The organism is Candidatus Arsenophonus phytopathogenicus (genome assembly GCF_056113345.1).
Genome location: NZ_JBUIOB010000017.1, coordinates 474,601 through 490,420, shown reverse-complemented (window position 1 = coordinate 490,420; position 15,820 = coordinate 474,601). Strand labels below are relative to the sequence as shown.

The window sequence follows — 15,820 nt, the reverse complement described above, 5'->3', positions numbered from 1 at the left end:
TGATGGATTTGATGTTAATAAAGCTTAATTTGTCGAAATGAGGGCGTGATTTATGACCTTAAATTCAGTAGAGTTAATTGCCGAGACAATTTTACAAGGCTTTGATGCGCAGTATGGTCGTTTTTTGGAAGTAACATCAAGTGCTCAGCAACGTTTTGAAGATGCTGATTGGCTCGGTGTACAAGAAGCGATGAAAAAGCGAATTAATCTTTACGATCATCATGTCGATCTGGTTGTTAAACAACTTGGGCAGATGAATTTAATAGCTGGGTTTACTAACCAATTATTAGCAGAAATTAAGCAGCGTTATATTAAACTGTTAGAAGATTACCCGCGTTTTGAAATAGCGGAAAGTTTTTTTAATTCAGTCTATTGTCGATTATTTCAACATTGTGATCTTACTCCTAATAATTTATTTATTTTTACTTCACAGCCAGTAAATCGTTTTTGTGATACCCCGCGTCCGTTATCTCGTTGTTTTTCTATTCATATGGGGCTTAAAAAAACCATAGAAAATATTTTAATGGATATTCCGTTCCGTCTAGCTTGGGAAGATTTACCGAGAGATGTAAGTTATATCGTTAGTTATCTTAAAAAGACATTTTCTGCTAAACAATTAGCTGACGTCAAATTTGAGATAGCAAATGAATTATTTTATCGTAATAAAGCAGCTTGGGTAGTAGGTAAAATAATGATTGGGAAAATTGTTTATCCATTTTTATTGCCAATCCATAATAATGAGCAAGGTGGTATTTATGTTGATACTTGCCTAACTAATTATAACAATGCCAGTATTATATTTGGTTTTGCTCGTTCCTATTTTATGGTCTACGTTCCATTTCCTGCGGCGTTGGTTTTTTGGTTAAGAGATATTTTACCGGGAAAGTCAATTGCCGAATTATATATGTCAATTGGCTGTCAGAAACATGGAAAAACCGAGTATTATCGAGAATACCTGGCTTTTATAAACTTTTCACAAGAACAGTTTATTATTGCTCCGGGTATCAAAGGCATGGTAATGCTAGTTTTTACTTCGCCTTCTTTTGAACGAGTTTTTAAAGTGATTAAAGATCGCTTTTTGCCACCAAAGCAAGTTACGCAAGAGCGGGTGCAAGCATGTTATCGAATAGTTAAGGAACATGATCGCGTTGGTAGAATGGCAGATACGCAGGAGTTTGAGAATTTTGTCATCGCCAAAAAACATATTAGTGAAGAATTGATGGCAGAATTATGGCGTGAAATACCATCAAAACTGCAAGATTTAGGTGATAAGATTTTGATCCGTCATCTCTACATGGAAAGAAAGATGATCCCACTAAATATTTACACTGATCAAGTTAAAAGTGAAGAATTAAGATGGATCATTGAAGATTATGGTAATGCTATTAAACAATTAGCGGCAGCAAATATTTTTCCAGGTGATATGTTATTTAAAAATTTTGGGGTCACTCGTCATAAACGGGTAGTTTTTTACGATTATGATGAAATTTTTTATGTGACTGAAATGAATTTTCGAAAAATACCAGAGCCACTTTATCCTGAGCAAGAAATGGCTGATGAGCCTTGGTATAGTGTGGCTGAACATGATGTATTTCCAGAAGAGTTCCGCCATTTTCTTTGTAATGATCCAGCTATTAGGAAATATTTTGAAATGTACCATGCTGATCTGTTTAGTGCAGAATATTGGCAATCATTACAAGAAAAAATATGTCAGGGCTATATAGCCGATGTTTTTGCTTATCCGGTAAAGCAAAGGTTTTGTCAACGCTCATTTTAATATAAGCAAGTGTTGTCATATATAATATAAATAGCATGTCTAATTAATTTCTAGCTATTTAATAAATTTTTAATGAATAGCACCATATTCACGACTGATCTGTTTTGCTGCTTGTAAAATAGTGCTACCTAATTCGTTAATGCGATTATTTGTAATACGAGAACTAGGGCTTGAGATGGAAATTGCAGCGAAAACTTCTTGGTATTCATCATAAATGCAGGCACCAATACAACGTAATCCTAATGCATTTTCCTGATTATCATATGAAAATCCTTTTGTCTGGATATCGCTAAAATTTCCTTCTAGGGCTGAAGGTGACGTCAGTGTATGAGGTGTGTAGGCGGGTAAACTTTGCTTGTGCAGTATGCTATTGTTAGCGGCTTTAATTTTGTTTTTCTTATTATTTATTGCCGTTTTTTTCATCTTATCAGCTCTCAAAATTGGAATAAATTTCTATTTATTATGAACGAAATAGCAATAAATTCTCATCGGAGGAGTTGATTTTTTTGTTAGTTAAAAAATATTTTACGGTATCATCGCTATTAGAATCTTCTATTTTTTAGTCAAGCATAATTATTATTGAATACTAATCTGTTAATGATTTTTAAATGGATTTATTAATGATATTAATTGGTTATTAAGTGAAGTATTTATTTCTACAATATAATCATATTATTAAAGCCATTTTAATTTTATAAATTAATAAAAGTAAAATAGATTATTGGATAATCGTTTTCTGGTATTATTCGTATTTTAATAAGTTATTATTCTCAATAAGAAAGATATGATGTGCTTTTAATTTATTGAAATAAATTTCTAAGAAAATCTAAATGTGGAATATAAGTATCATTAATGGTATTGAAAGTTTTTTTAATTTTACAGTTAATTCGACAAATAAGGCAGAACAACCTACAACAGCAAATAAATTTGATAAATTATCTATAGCCAAAAATGGAGTGATCCATCCGATAAAGGTGAAATAGAACAACATTTACAAACTTTGTTCCATCATCAATCTATTGATAATACTGAATCAGTTTATGCTAAGCTGTCAGCATTTATTCGGCTTGCTAGCTTGGCAGGTCGAACCACACCGGAATGATTTTAAAATACAAATGGTTCCTTATTCGGATATATCAAGTGCGCATTCCCATTTCGGTTTTAGTAAAATCGATATATTAGTTAACGGTATATTGGATAAGGTATCTATCTGGTTTGGTGATCCGATGAATGAGTTATTTTATGCAATGAAAGTGCCTTTAACAAATTCTTCTGAATATTTGGCTGGAGAAAGTAGTATATCAATAAGAGATCAATACTTTTATGCAGAATGACTTGGCATTGGTTATAGATGATAATGGTCCGTACGGGTTTAGTCTACAAGGTGTAGATGACAAGAATCAAAATCGTTTAGATATTGCTAACTTTTCTTTAGAGGTGAGAGAAATTGGCAGAAAATAAGCAGTTCCTACAATCTTTTATTATGGCAAAAATGAAATGTTTTGATTATTTTATAGAAGTTTCTACACATTTGATGCCAATTACCCTGGCGTTATCAATTGATACTAAAGGGGAAATAATAGCTAAGAGTTTAAAGAAACAATTTGATGACGAAAAGAATAGTATTGAGAAAAAATTATTTGAACTTTTAAAAGAGAGCCCAAAGGCATTTGCTGACTATTGCAATCATATTATAAATAAAAATGTATGACCATAAATTTATTTTTCACCCTCTTTAAAAAGAGGTTTTTTATATTTTTGTTGTAATAAATTAGTTTCAATATTTTGATAACTGTATTTGGTTTCCTGTTTTTATTAAATTTAATAAAAATACTATTTAAAAAATAACTTTTATAACATGTAAGATTTAACTAATTTTTAATAAAAAAATTAAAATTTCATTATAAAAATATTTAAACATACAATCACAGTCACTAAGATGGCTAGGTGTTTTAACTGAAAAAATTTCAAATATTAGCGTATAATAAAAATAAAATATTTTGATGATTATTGCCATTTTTTAACGATAATGAATTGCCATCAGCTTATTGATTTCTAATTTGATTGCATAATGTCTTAATTATTAAAAAATTAAACAATTTTAATAAGCGGAAAGAAAAATTTTTTATTGAGTTAGTTGATTTTATCAGTAAAATAATTTAGTAAATTTAGCTATGGTAGTGAATATAAGTAAATAAGGGATGTGAAGATGAATAAAATTTATTTAATACAATTGTATTGGGTATGATATTGTTTTAAAAATGTAAAAATATTATTAACATTCTCTGTTTTATAATATAGTTTTCTTCCTCGTGTTTTGGGTTCAAGTTAATATTTGGATAGTGGACTAAATGAAAAAAATTATTTATAACTTGGTTGATATTATTGAATTTTCCAATGGCAAAGAGCGATGTCTTGCCACAAATTGACATGAATATAGCAAATAATACGCAATCCGTTGAACAAGAAAAAAACGATTCGTTTAGCCAACAATTAAAAAAAAGTATCTCAAGGTGAGATGAATGCCATAATACATGTTGCGATAACTTATCTTTATGGCTCAAAAGATATACAAGAAGACATTGGGAAAGCCAATTTTTGGTTTGAAAAAGCGATTGTAAAAGGCAATAGCGATGCCTTTTATTATATGGGCGTGATTAAAAAGATTACAAAGCTGCGGTAACCTGGTTGCAGCGTGGCGCAAACAAAGGTGATCCTTACGCTCAATCTGGTTTGGGTTACATGTATAGCGTTGGGTTAGGGGTTGATAAAGACTATAAACAAGCGAAAAATTGGTATGAAAAAGCCGCTTTGCAGCAGGACGCTTATGCTCAGTTTGTTTTGGGATATTTATACCAGAATGGGTTTGGTGTTAATCAAGACTATCAGAAAGCAAGAGAGTGGTATGAGAAAAGTGCTGATTTGGGTGATTTAGGCGCATTGAATAATTTAGCGCAGATTTATGAGAAAGGTTATGGGGTTAAGAAAAATCCGGCTTATGCCATTGAATTGTATCGGCGCACAGCATATAACGGTGATGCTATTGCTCAATATAATATGGGATTTATTTATGATGATGGTAAATATCTAGAGAAAAATAACTATCAGGCGTTTTATTGGTACAAACGAGCGGCAGAGCAAGGACATGTTGATGCACAGTATCGTCTTGCCGAATTTTATCAACATGGCTATGGAGTTGAGCAGAATGCTATTATAGCCAGGCAGTGGTATGAGGTATTAGCGGATGCTGGCTATGCTGATGCATGTATAAAAGTTGCTTATTATTATGAAAAAGGCATCGGTATAAAAAAAGATCTTACTAAGGCTGCGGAGTTGTATCGGATCATGGCAAATAGAGGTGAAGCTGAAGCGCAATATCGACTGGTGAAACTCTATTTGGTTGGTCAAGGTATTAATAAGCAACCTAAAAAAGCATTTAGCTTAATGCAGAAAGCAGCGCAAAAAATACAACAAGCAAAAAACCAGTTGGGACTTTTTTATTTATATGGCATAGGTACTGAAAAAAATCCACAAAAAGCTAGTGAACTGTTTTTGTCTGCGGCTTATAAACAAGAAACCGATGCACAAAATAATTTAGCGGTATTATATGCCACAGGCGAGGGCATAAAGAAAAATATTTTTCGGGCCATTATGTGGTTTGCAACTGTGGCAAAACTTAATAATAGTCTTGCGAAAGAAAATATTACACGATTACAAACCAGCTTGGTTGTGAAACCGACAGATTTGAAATTATCAAAAAAATATGACTAAAATTTTCCATTGGTAAAAATAAATCTCACCGCGTCATTTACCATTAGTCATTTTGAGCGGTGATGATATTTCGGTTATTCAAAAAGATTTTTATGCAGTATTTGGATAATCGTCTCTGCTTCTTTATCAGAGACCAGTAGACAAATATTATGACTACGGGCTCCGTAACATATCATACGGATATTATGAGTTGCTAGCGCGCTAAAAATGTGACTTCCCAGACCATCTATTTGCGATAAGTTATTACCAATAATGGCAACTAGTGCTAACTCCTCCTCAACATCTACACGACATAATTTGGCTAATTCTGTCATTAAAGTGTCAGTTAATAGGTTTCCTTTGGTAGTGGTAGAGCCGGTTGTATCCAAGGTTAAAGCGATGCTAACTTCGGATGTAGTAATGAGATCAAAAGAAATATGATGTTGTGATAATAGCGTGAATATCTCAGCAAGAAATCCGCGGGCGTGAAGCATATTTAGACTATGCAAAGTGAGAAGCGTCTGTTTTCGCCGTAGTGTCAGCGCTCGAGATTGAGGTAATTTCTTGGTGCTGGCGCAGATATAGGTGCCACTCTTTTCTGGTATTTGGCTTGAGCCAACAAATACGGGTATGCCTGCTCGAATAGCGGGTAACAATGTTGCTGGATGTAAGATTTTAGCGCCGAATACAGCCATTTCTGTGGCTTCATTAAAAGTGATAGCGCTAATCGATTTGGCACTAGCAACAATACGAGGATCGGTCGTATAGATACCGGCAACATCTGCCCAGATATCAACCTGGTCAAAGTATAACGCTTCAGCAATCAGCGCAGCGGTGTAATCGCTACCTCCTCGCCCCAATGTTGTTGTCCGGCCGGCTTCATCCTGACCAATAAAATCTTGAGTTACATTCAGTTTTTCTTGCAGTTTAGGTAGTAGATATTTATTAGCTAGTCGCTTTAATTGTTGCTGATTGGGTTCGGCTTTACCAAATTTATCATTGGTTTGCATAATATTACGAACATCAAACCAGGTTGCGATCACCCCTCGTTGTCGTAGGATTTCGACAAATAAGTAGCTCGGCATCAGTTCACCATAACTGACAATTTCATCAATCTGTGGTGCGGTAAGGGGTTGTTGGGTCGTGACTGCGGATAAAGAAGTAAGTCTTGCCAGTAAGTGATCAATTATTGGTTGAATGCTAAAAGGGTTGTCTAGACAATTGATTATCATGTATTGGCGCTGACGAATTTGTTTTAATAGCGCCTTACGTCTATTGTCATTACACGTCTCAGTAAGTTTGATCAGCAGATTGGTAATGCTTGATGAAGCTGAGGGCACAACAATTCGCACATTTTTATTAGCAATAACGATATTCGCGCTTTTATACATGGTATCAAAATTAGCGACACTGGTGCCACCAAATTTGGTAATATGAAATTTTTTATTTGCGGAGGCGGTAGAAACTGCGTTTATAATACTATCTCCATGTATTTGAAAGACGAACAATTAATCTACCATTATCGAGTTATTGTCTGAAGGTCAATTTATTTTTAGCGAAATCAATAATTTTTATAATTACCAAAAAATTATCAATTTTATCAATATTCGAACAATTGAACAGATACGATTAAATTGACCAGCGGAAGGCATTAAAAGAAGTTAAATTAGTGGGGAGAATGTGTTACTATCCAATCATTGGTAGTTGTAAATCTGAGTTGAAGAAAGATAGAGAGTATTTCAATGGAAAACATTAATCCAAGTCTAACAGCAGCATGGCACGAATTAGAACAACATTATCAATCAGTAAAAGATATCCATCTGCGTGATCTTTTTGCTAATGATGCTGATCGTTTTGCTAATTTTTCACTCACTTTTAATGAACAGATCTTGGTTGATTTTTCTAAAAATCGAATAACTGAAAATACCTTGCTTAAATTACTAGATTTAGCAAATGAGACAAAGCTAAACGCTGCAATTAACAGCATGTTTTCTGGAGAGAAAATTAATAGAACAGAAGATAGAGCTGTTTTGCATATTGCTTTACGTAATCGTAGCAATAGCCCGATAAAGCTTGATGGTGTTGATATTATGCCACAAGTTAATGCTGTGCTAGACAAAATGCGTTGTTTCAGTGAACGAGTCATTAATGGTGATTGGAAAGGTTATACCGGCCAGGCAATCACAGATGTTGTTAATATTGGTATTGGAGGCTCTGATCTTGGGCCATATATGGTAACCGAAGCACTCACGCCTTACAAAGACCATTTAAATATGCATTTTGTTTCCAATATAGATGGCAGCCATATTGCTGAAACATTGCAAAAAATTAAACCTGAAACAACGTTATTTTTGATTGCCTCTAAAACTTTTACCACCCAGGAGACAATGACTAATGCTCACACAGCCAGAAAATGGTTTTTAGCTACTGCCGCGGATGAAACACAAATCGCCAAACATTTTGTCGCTTTATCAACCAATGAGCAACAAGTGGCCAAATTTGGCATCGATACACAAAATATGTTCGAATTCTGGGATTGGGTTGGCGGTCGTTACTCATTGTGGTCGGCTATTGGCCTGTCGATTGTTTTATCCATCGGATTTAATAATTTTGAACAATTACTAAATGGTGCTCATGCAATGGATCAACATTTTGCACAGACACCTTTTGAGCATAATATTCCGGTGATATTGGCGTTAATCGGGATTTGGTATAATAATTTTTTTGCTACTGAGAGTGAAGCCATTTTACCTTATGATCAATATTTACATCGATTTGCGGCTTATTTTCAACAAGGCAACATGGAATCAAATGGTAAGTATATTGATCGTAATGGCGAAAAAGTGAATTATCAAACTGGGCCCATTATTTGGGGTGAACCAGGTACTAATGGTCAACATGCATTTTATCAATTAATCCATCAGGGTACCAAACTTATCCCTTGTGATTTCATTGCACCAGTGATAAGTCATAATCCGTTAAGTGATCACCATAATAAATTAATGTCTAATTTTTTTGCCCAAACAGAAGCGTTAGCATTTGGCAAAAATTGGCTTGAAGTGGACGAAAAATTTAAAGCGGCAGGTCAAGATCCGGCTAAAATGGCCAATGTGGCACTTTATAAAGTTTTCCAAGGTAATCGCCCAACTAACTCTATCCTTGTTAATCAAATTACGCCATATACGCTAGGCGCTTTGATTGCGATGTATGAACACAAGATTTTTGTGCAAGGTGCTATATTGAATATTTTTAGTTTTGACCAATGGGGGGTCGAACTTGGTAAGCAATTAGCTGGTCGCATTCTGCCCGAGCTGGCAACTGAAGATCAAATTAACAGCCATGACACTTCTACCAATGGCTTGATTAATTGTTTTAAAAGCTGGCGACAATAATTTTATTACCAAAGCTTGTAACAGCAGGTTTTGATTACAATAAATAACCTGCCAGATAGATCACTTCTTGCTAATATAAAGATTGCAAAATTAATAATAATTTTGCAATCAGAGTTAACTTTTTATATAAATTAGCAGATCCTATCATTCCATTCATTATTAGCATGTTATCTTGTATTTTAAATTTCAAGATAGAGTGAGAGAAGTATTCTATGGGCGTAACTGTAAAGATAAGCCATATCAATCAGTCACTTTTCTGCAATCAACCTATTCATTGGTTTTCGCCGCAAGAAGTTACCGTACCGAATCCAATATATAATTGGTTAACCGAATTAGGTTCAATGACTCAGCGTCTTGCGCGTTATTGCCAGCAAGTCACCGTAAAACTTTATCAAGAAGGTTTTATTCTGTTAGATAGTCAGGACGAAGAAGCTAAACTTTTGCCTAATAATCAACGTTATTGGTTACGTGAAGTGGTGCTTTTGGGTGATGGTTGTCCATGGTTATATGGGCGGACGGTTATTCCGGAAGAGACATTAACTGGCCCTGAAAGTGAGCTAACAAATTTAGGCAGTGTGCCATTGGGAAAATACCTGTTTAGTGGAAATAATTTGACTCGTGATTATATTAATCTAGGCATACAGAATAATTGTTGGGTAAGGCGTTCATTGTTAAGATTATCGGCTAAACCTTTATTATTAACAGAACTTTTTTTGCCAGATTCACCTATCTATACAAAATAATAGGGAGATAAATAGATTTGCAGGGCAAACAACGTTGAAATTGAATAAATGGCGCGCCTATTTTCGTTTAATGCGAATTGATAAACCGATAGGTATTTTATTATTACTATGGCCTACTTATTGGGCATTATGGTTAGCAAGCCAGGGGTTACCAGATCTTTTTATTTTATTAGTTTTTACTGCGGGTGTTTTTTTGATGCGTGCAGCTGGTTGTGTTATCAATGATTTTGCGGATTCGAAAATTTGATGGTTATGTTGCAAGAACCAAGGAACGTCCCCTGCCAAATGGTGATGTAACAGAAAAAGAAGCTAAGACACTATTTTTTTCATTGATCGTCATCGCTTTTATATTAGTGTTGACCTTGAATAAAATGGCAATTTGGTTATCGGTGATTGGGTTGTTATTGGCTTGGATTTATCCATTTATCAAACGATTTAGCCATTTTCCGCAGATTATATTGGGTGCTGCGTTTGGTTGGTCAATTCCAATGGCATATGCAGCAGTTAGTGAGTTCTTACCCTTAGAATGTTGGTTATTATTTCTGGTTAATATTATTTGGTCTATTGTTTATGATACCCAGTATGCGATGGTTGATTGCAATGATGATATAAAAATTGGTCTAAAATCAACCGCAATTATTTTTGCTCATTTTGATAAATTAATTATTGGCATTTTACAATTAGCTATGGTGCTGGTGTTATTTTATATAGGGCAACTGCTAGATTTGGGTGGGTTTTATTTTGTTAGTTTGATATTGGTATTAGGCTTATTTACCTATCAACAAAAACTAATTGCCAATCGACAACCAATATTATGTTTTAAAGCATTTATGAATAACAATTATGTGGGGTTGGTTTTATTTATTGGCATCTTACTAAATTATTTTTAATTATAAAAAAGGATAATCTCGAATGATTATCCTTTATAGTGTTGGTCGATTTCAGTCTAAATCCGTTTTACGTTACTATACTAATATAAAGATGATTTATTTAGGTAATGGCTCTTCAGTAACGTGTTTGACACTTTCAATAGTTAAGCACACTTCAGGAGATATTAATTTAGCGATAATACGATAAAGCCGTTGTGCATTGGCGATGATAATCGCATCTTCTTCTCTATTAATATAACCTTCCTGCTTTAATGTATTTACCAGTGTGGAGAAAACCGCCTTATCAAAGAATTCAGGCGCGTTGATACCATGTAGTACAGATAGTCGTTGAGCAAGAATACGGCTCTCTTTTTCTAATATTCCTCGGCTAATTTTAGGTATCGTACTCAGTAGCGAAAGTGTAATCGCATAGCGCTGTAGAGTTTCTTTAATACCAGCAGCTAAAAGCTGAAGAGGGCGAATACGAGCTGGGATTGATAGTTACAACACCCTCTACTGTTAATAATATTAGTTGTTGACGCGCCAATTCATTCAGCAGAATATCGATAGATTCAGGTAATTCTTCTATGCTATATCGCATGAACAGTTCTGCTTTTAAGAATGGATAAATGAGTGCAATTTGATCACCAATTTCCTGGCGTTGAACACTTTCATTATGTAATACGATATTGGCTACCAAAGAAGGCAAAACCAACAAATGCATAATATTATTTCGATAATAAGTCATCAATACAGCATTTTCTCGAGGTAATACTACAATATCGCCCATGCTGTCATGCTCGTCGACTTCAAACTTATCCAATTGCAAGGCGTCTTCTAATAGTTGCTCAGCAGTTTTGCTGGGTGTCGTGCTATCATCGCTATAAGGCACATTTCTTAATAGTTGGAGGTAACATTCGATTTGTTCAATTAATTGTTCACGGGTTAATGCACGTTGGCGCGAAGCTAACAAAGCAGTTGAACATAAATTGACTGCATTAGCCGCAGCAGCATTGTTAATTCTAACCATGATTTTATGAGCTAACCGAGTCACGGTTGAATTTAACCAAGTTGGACGCTGGAGCTCAATAGCATCGATAGATTGACGCCACTCGGGAACATGTTTGTTTAAATATTGAGTTAGTGCAATCGGTTGACCAAAGTTAACATAGCCTTGGCCTAGTTTACGCAATTTGCGTAGACCTCTTAACATTGAGAAAAACCCTTCTTTCTCTTTTGCTGCCCCTTTTAGTTCCTTAGCGTAGGTCGCAACTTCTAATACATGTTCATAACCTATGTAGATTGGAACAATGGTAATTGGACGTGAATCACCTCGTAGCATTGCTTGCAGGGTCATCGACAGCGTACCAGTCTTTGGTTCCAGTAGTCGGCCTGTTCGAGAGCGGCCACCTTCAACAAAATATTCAATTGAGTAGCCACGCGCAAATAATTCGCTGAGATATTCACGAAATATGGTCGAGTAAAGTTTATTGCCTTTGAAAGAGCGACGAATGAAAAAAGCACCTAAATGACGAAAAATTGGCCCTGCCGGCCAAAAATTAAGGTTGATACCTGCGGCGATATGAGGCGGAACTAAACCTTGATGATAAAGCACGTAAGATAATAATAGATAATCCATGTGACTACGATGAGAAGGAATATAGACAATTTCATGGCCATCTTGTGCTAATTGGCGTACACGCTCGGCGTGTTGCACATTAATTCCTTGATAGAGTCGATTCCATGTCCAACTAAGTACGCGGTCAGTAATGCGGATCGCTTCATAGGAAAAATTAGCGGCAATTTCTTCCATCATGGCAATCGCATTATGTTTTGCCTTCTCAAGGGAGATTTTTTTTGCTTTAGCTTCATCTTCAACTGCTTTTTCTATCGCTTTTGAAGTTAACAGTTTATTGAATAGATCTTGGCGTACAGGGAGTTTGGGGCCAACCGCAGCTAATCGTTGCCGTGAATAGTGAATTCGAGCTACTCGGGCAAGTTTATTGGCGATAATTTTATCAGTACCATATTCGCCAGCCATTTGGCGTAAAGAGACAGTGGGAGAAAAACGAACAAAACTGTCACGTCCTAGCCAGATAACGGCAAAGAATTTTTGGATACCATTCAGTAAACGTAACGGAGGTGCTGGCGAGTGGCCTTCTCGACCAGGCGCTCGACCGAACATTACTGATGCGGGTAGCATCTGAATGTTTAGCTCGGGATTATGGCAATGAAGATCAAGATAAGCAGTAAATGTTTTTACTGAATCTTTACGTGGATCTGGCGAATAATAACGAAATACACGCGGGCCATCATCGATAAAGACATAGGCAGGTAATTTAATTTCGTCTATTTCAATCGGCTCGAGTGGATCAGGTAAGCCAATAGAACAACATTGTTGCCGTAAGGTCAATAAATCTGTTTTAGAATGATAAGGTAATACATATAGAAAAGGATGTGTCGTATCAAGACGCAATTCTTTAATTGGATCTGCTGGTATGAGCTTACTTTTTACCAACAATTTCATTGGTAAATCTAATAGATTATAGTAAATTTTACGCCAAAATGACATAGATGAGCGATAGCCTCTTATTTGAATCCTACCAAAGCATATCAGAAATAGTAATTAATATCTGTTTAAAAGATAATAATTATATTAAATCCCACATTTATTTAAACCTAGAGAGTAAATTTTATGGCAAATCAAACAACCGGCTTAATCCGAATTATTAAAGCAACTGGTTATTCGCTGAAGGGGTTAAGAGCAGCCTGGAAGAGTGAAGCCGCTTTTAGACAAGAAGCAATTATGGTGGTTATTGCCATTATTGTGGCTTTTTTACTTGATGTGCAATGGATTGAACGGTTATTACTTATTAGCTCAATGGTATTGATCGCTATTGTTGAATTATTAAATAGTGCGATTGAAGCAGTGGTTGATCGAATTGGTACAGAATTGCATGAGCTTTCTGCTAAAGCGAAAGATATCGGCTCGGCGGCGGTTTTTATTTCAATTTGTTTAGCAATTTTTATTTGGTCAGTTGTAATTGGTAATCATTATTTCGTGAGCTAGTTATAAAAATAGGGTTTTACACATTTATTGGTTTTAAATCTTAATATACCTGTATATACTTACAGTGACAATGTGTGGATGCGAATAAATAGGGGGCGAAATGAAAGAATTAACGTTGAGGCAGCAGCAGGTCTATGATTTAGTGCGTGAACACATTTCGCAAACGGGTATGCCGCCGACACGCGCTGAAATTGCATCAAGTTTAGGTTTTCGTTCACCAAATGCAGCAGAAGAACACTTAAAGGCTTTGGCGCGTAAAGGGGTGATAGAAATTGTTTCTGGCGCGTCTCGCGGTATCCGGCTACTGCAAGAAGAACATGAGGATGAAGGATTACCACTTATTGGTCGGGTGGCGGCAGGAGAACCCTTACTTGCTCAAGAACATATCGAGAATCATTATCGGATTGATGCTATTATTTTTAGACCTAGTGCTGATTTTTTATTGCGTGTTAATGGCATGTCCATGAAAAATATTGGAATTATCGATGGGGATTTACTTGCTGTACATAAAACCCAGCAGGTACATAATGGACAAATCGTTGTAGCGCGTATTGATGATGAAGTGACGGTTAAACGCTTCAAGCAAGTGGGTAGTAAAGTTGAATTAATTGCTGAAAATCCTGAATTTGAGCCAATTATTGTGGATTTGCGGACACAAACCCTAACTATTGAAGGACTAGCTGTTGGTATTATTCGTAGTAGTAACTCATTTTAGTTAAACTTTTAGCTCTAATTAATTTTTTAAGTAAATTCAGCTTAATTTATTGAATATAATATTATTTCCTAGTTTGTTTGATTTTTTGATTGATGGGTATTAAGTAAACTATTTTTAAATTTTTATTGCTTTTTTAATAAAGGCCGGTTGTATGAGCCGCCGGCTTTTATATCACTATTTCAGCCTAATAATGCTTAGCTTTGACACTGTTTTTTCTCAATTTTGTTGCAGGGTAAACATAACCCATGGTTTTCAACAACGGTATGGGACAACTGGAAACCAGTCTGTTTGGCTAATTTTAAAATAGCAGTTTCTACCGCTTGGCCATTACTTTCGGCAACACTACCGCAATTATCACAAATTAGCATAACTGAGGTATGTTTAGGATCCTCAAAATGATGACAAATAACATAGCTATTTGTTGATTCTATCTTGTGTATAAAACCTTGTTCTAAGAGAAATTCCAGGCCACGATAAATAGTCGGTGGTTTAGCTTGAGGTTCAGAAATTCTAAATAAATCAAGCAAATCATAAGCACTAATAGTACAAGGTTGGGCTGCTATAAGGCGTAATACCTCTTCTCTTTGGGGTGTTAAACGTACATTACGCGCTTGGCATATTTTTTTTGCCTGGGACAGTATTTTTTCCTGATCTTGCTTTGTCATGAATTATCCTAAGGTGAAGATCATTATAATAATGACATTATCGTATTTATACTTTTTGATATCTACCATAGTTCTAAAATAAATAATATCTTTTACTATTTTGTAATAATGCTTTTTTATTTCCTGTTGCGATAAACTGATACTTAATTGGAAAATGGAATAAATATTGAGTAGAAATTAAGATTATTAATTTTGATTATCTAGTGAATTAATATAAGTTATTTAAATTAAGGGTTATAAAATGGATAACAAATTTTACTTGCGCTCACGCTTCCCTCTTTCACTGAGATTCTTATCACAATTCTATTATATTATTTTTTATAACTGAAAATTATCAGTAACATTTTATATATTGCTTGATTTTTAAAGGAGTTAATAATGTGTGATAGCAAAAAAATACACCATGTTTTTATACTTATGGGGGTATCAGGTAGTGGTAAATCAGCAGTTGCGAGTGGGATTGCTCAAAAAATAGGAGCTGCGTTTTTAGATGGTGATTTTTTGCATCCAAGTGCCAATATTAGAAAGATGTGGGATGGACATGCGTTGAATGATTCTGATTGACTGCCTTGGCTTAAGGCATTGAGTGATGCTATTTTTGCTATGCAGAGAACAAATAAGGTTTCTTTGATTGTTTGTTCCGCGTTGAAAAAAATATCGAGATATTTTAAGAGACGGAAACCAACATTTGTCATTTCTTTACCTTGAAGGAGACTTTAAATTAATAGAAGACCGATTAAAAAAACGTAAAAATCATTTTTTCAAACCAAATATGTTGGTCTCGCAGTTTGATACTTTGGAAGTACCTAGTAAGGGGGCGTCTGGTGCCTCTGTATTGA

13 protein-coding genes and 3 pseudogenes are annotated in these 15,820 nt (G+C 35.0%); 12 read left to right on the top strand and 4 right to left on the bottom strand.

Going from position 1 to position 15,820, the window contains the following annotated elements:
• The first annotated feature begins 52 nt into the window (after positions 1–52).
• The gene (gene aceK / locus AC01GB_RS05895) at positions 53–1,777 is read left to right on the top strand and encodes a bifunctional isocitrate dehydrogenase kinase/phosphatase (protein ID WP_474451006.1); all 1,725 of its coding nucleotides are present in this window, start codon (positions 53–55) and stop codon (positions 1,775–1,777) included.
• Positions 1,778–1,846: 69 nt separating this feature from the next.
• On the opposite strand, the gene AC01GB_RS05890 is transcribed toward aceK, so the two are convergent.
• Positions 1,847–2,200 (bottom strand): IclR family transcriptional regulator domain-containing protein, encoded by a 354-nt coding sequence (locus AC01GB_RS05890; protein WP_474451005.1) that lies wholly within the window; start codon positions 2,198–2,200, stop codon positions 1,847–1,849.
• 644 nt (positions 2,201–2,844) lie between these two features.
• Here AC01GB_RS05890 and AC01GB_RS05885 point away from each other — a divergent pair.
• From AC01GB_RS05885 to AC01GB_RS05865, 5 genes are all read left to right on the top strand, one after another.
• A complete protein-coding gene (locus tag AC01GB_RS05885; RefSeq protein ID WP_474451004.1) occupies positions 2,845–3,111 on the top strand; it encodes a hypothetical protein in 267 nt (88 codons plus the stop codon).
• Position 3,112: 1 nt separating this feature from the next.
• Positions 3,113–3,238, top strand: coding sequence for a hypothetical protein (locus tag AC01GB_RS05880; RefSeq protein WP_474451002.1), 126 nt, complete (start codon positions 3,113–3,115; stop codon positions 3,236–3,238).
• Entirely contained in the window at positions 3,225–3,488 is a 264-nt protein-coding gene (locus tag AC01GB_RS05875) for a hypothetical protein (RefSeq protein WP_474451001.1), read from the top strand. Before AC01GB_RS05880 ends, AC01GB_RS05875 begins: the two co-directional genes overlap by 14 nt.
• Positions 3,489–4,295: 807 nt before the next feature.
• Positions 4,296–4,460, top strand: a complete 165-nt coding sequence (locus AC01GB_RS05870; RefSeq protein ID WP_474451000.1) for a hypothetical protein — start codon at positions 4,296–4,298, stop codon at positions 4,458–4,460.
• Positions 4,461–4,465: 5 nt separating this feature from the next.
• The gene (locus AC01GB_RS05865) at positions 4,466–5,548 is read left to right on the top strand and encodes an SEL1-like repeat protein (RefSeq protein ID WP_474450999.1); all 1,083 of its coding nucleotides are present in this window, start codon (positions 4,466–4,468) and stop codon (positions 5,546–5,548) included.
• A gap of 74 nt (positions 5,549–5,622) precedes the next feature.
• Here the strand turns inward: AC01GB_RS05865 and lysC are convergent, their stop codons facing one another.
• A complete protein-coding gene (lysC, locus tag AC01GB_RS05860; protein ID WP_474452333.1) occupies positions 5,623–7,002 on the bottom strand; it encodes a lysine-sensitive aspartokinase 3 in 1,380 nt (459 codons plus the stop codon).
• Between the two features lie 267 nt (positions 7,003–7,269).
• Here lysC and pgi point away from each other — a divergent pair, with 267 nt between their 5' ends.
• The 3 genes and pseudogenes from pgi (at position 7,270) to ubiA (ending at position 10,552) form a co-directional block, all read left to right on the top strand.
• Complete coding sequence (gene pgi, locus AC01GB_RS05855) at positions 7,270–8,919, top strand: glucose-6-phosphate isomerase (RefSeq protein WP_474450998.1); 1,650 nt, start codon at positions 7,270–7,272, stop codon at positions 8,917–8,919.
• Positions 8,920–9,131: 212 nt separating this feature from the next.
• Positions 9,132–9,662: a chorismate lyase gene (ubiC, locus tag AC01GB_RS05850; RefSeq protein ID WP_474450997.1), complete on the top strand. Its 531-nt coding sequence runs from the start codon at positions 9,132–9,134 to the stop codon at positions 9,660–9,662.
• Positions 9,663–9,696: 34 nt separating this feature from the next.
• Positions 9,697–10,552, top strand: a pseudogene (gene ubiA / locus AC01GB_RS05845) (4-hydroxybenzoate octaprenyltransferase).
• Positions 10,553–10,648: 96 nt separating this feature from the next.
• Here the strand turns inward: ubiA and plsB are convergent.
• Positions 10,649–13,103 (bottom strand): annotated as a pseudogene (plsB, locus tag AC01GB_RS05840) (glycerol-3-phosphate 1-O-acyltransferase PlsB).
• A gap of 123 nt (positions 13,104–13,226) precedes the next feature.
• Between plsB and AC01GB_RS05835 the strand changes: the two are divergent.
• Positions 13,227–13,601, top strand: coding sequence for a diacylglycerol kinase (locus tag AC01GB_RS05835; protein ID WP_474450995.1), 375 nt, complete (start codon positions 13,227–13,229; stop codon positions 13,599–13,601).
• A 100-nt stretch (positions 13,602–13,701) separates the two neighbouring features.
• Entirely contained in the window at positions 13,702–14,316 is a 615-nt protein-coding gene (gene lexA / locus AC01GB_RS05830) for a transcriptional repressor LexA (RefSeq protein WP_474450993.1), read from the top strand.
• 194 nt (positions 14,317–14,510) lie between these two features.
• Here the strand turns inward: lexA and zur are convergent, their stop codons facing one another.
• Entirely contained in the window at positions 14,511–14,981 is a 471-nt protein-coding gene (gene zur / locus AC01GB_RS05825) for a zinc uptake transcriptional repressor Zur (RefSeq protein WP_474450992.1), read from the bottom strand.
• Positions 14,982–15,359: 378 nt separating this feature from the next.
• On the opposite strand from zur, the pseudogene AC01GB_RS05820 reads away from it, so the two are divergent.
• Positions 15,360–15,819: pseudogene (locus tag AC01GB_RS05820) on the top strand (gluconokinase, GntK/IdnK-type); the annotation flags it as partial.
• Between the last annotated feature and the right edge of the window lies 1 nt (position 15,820).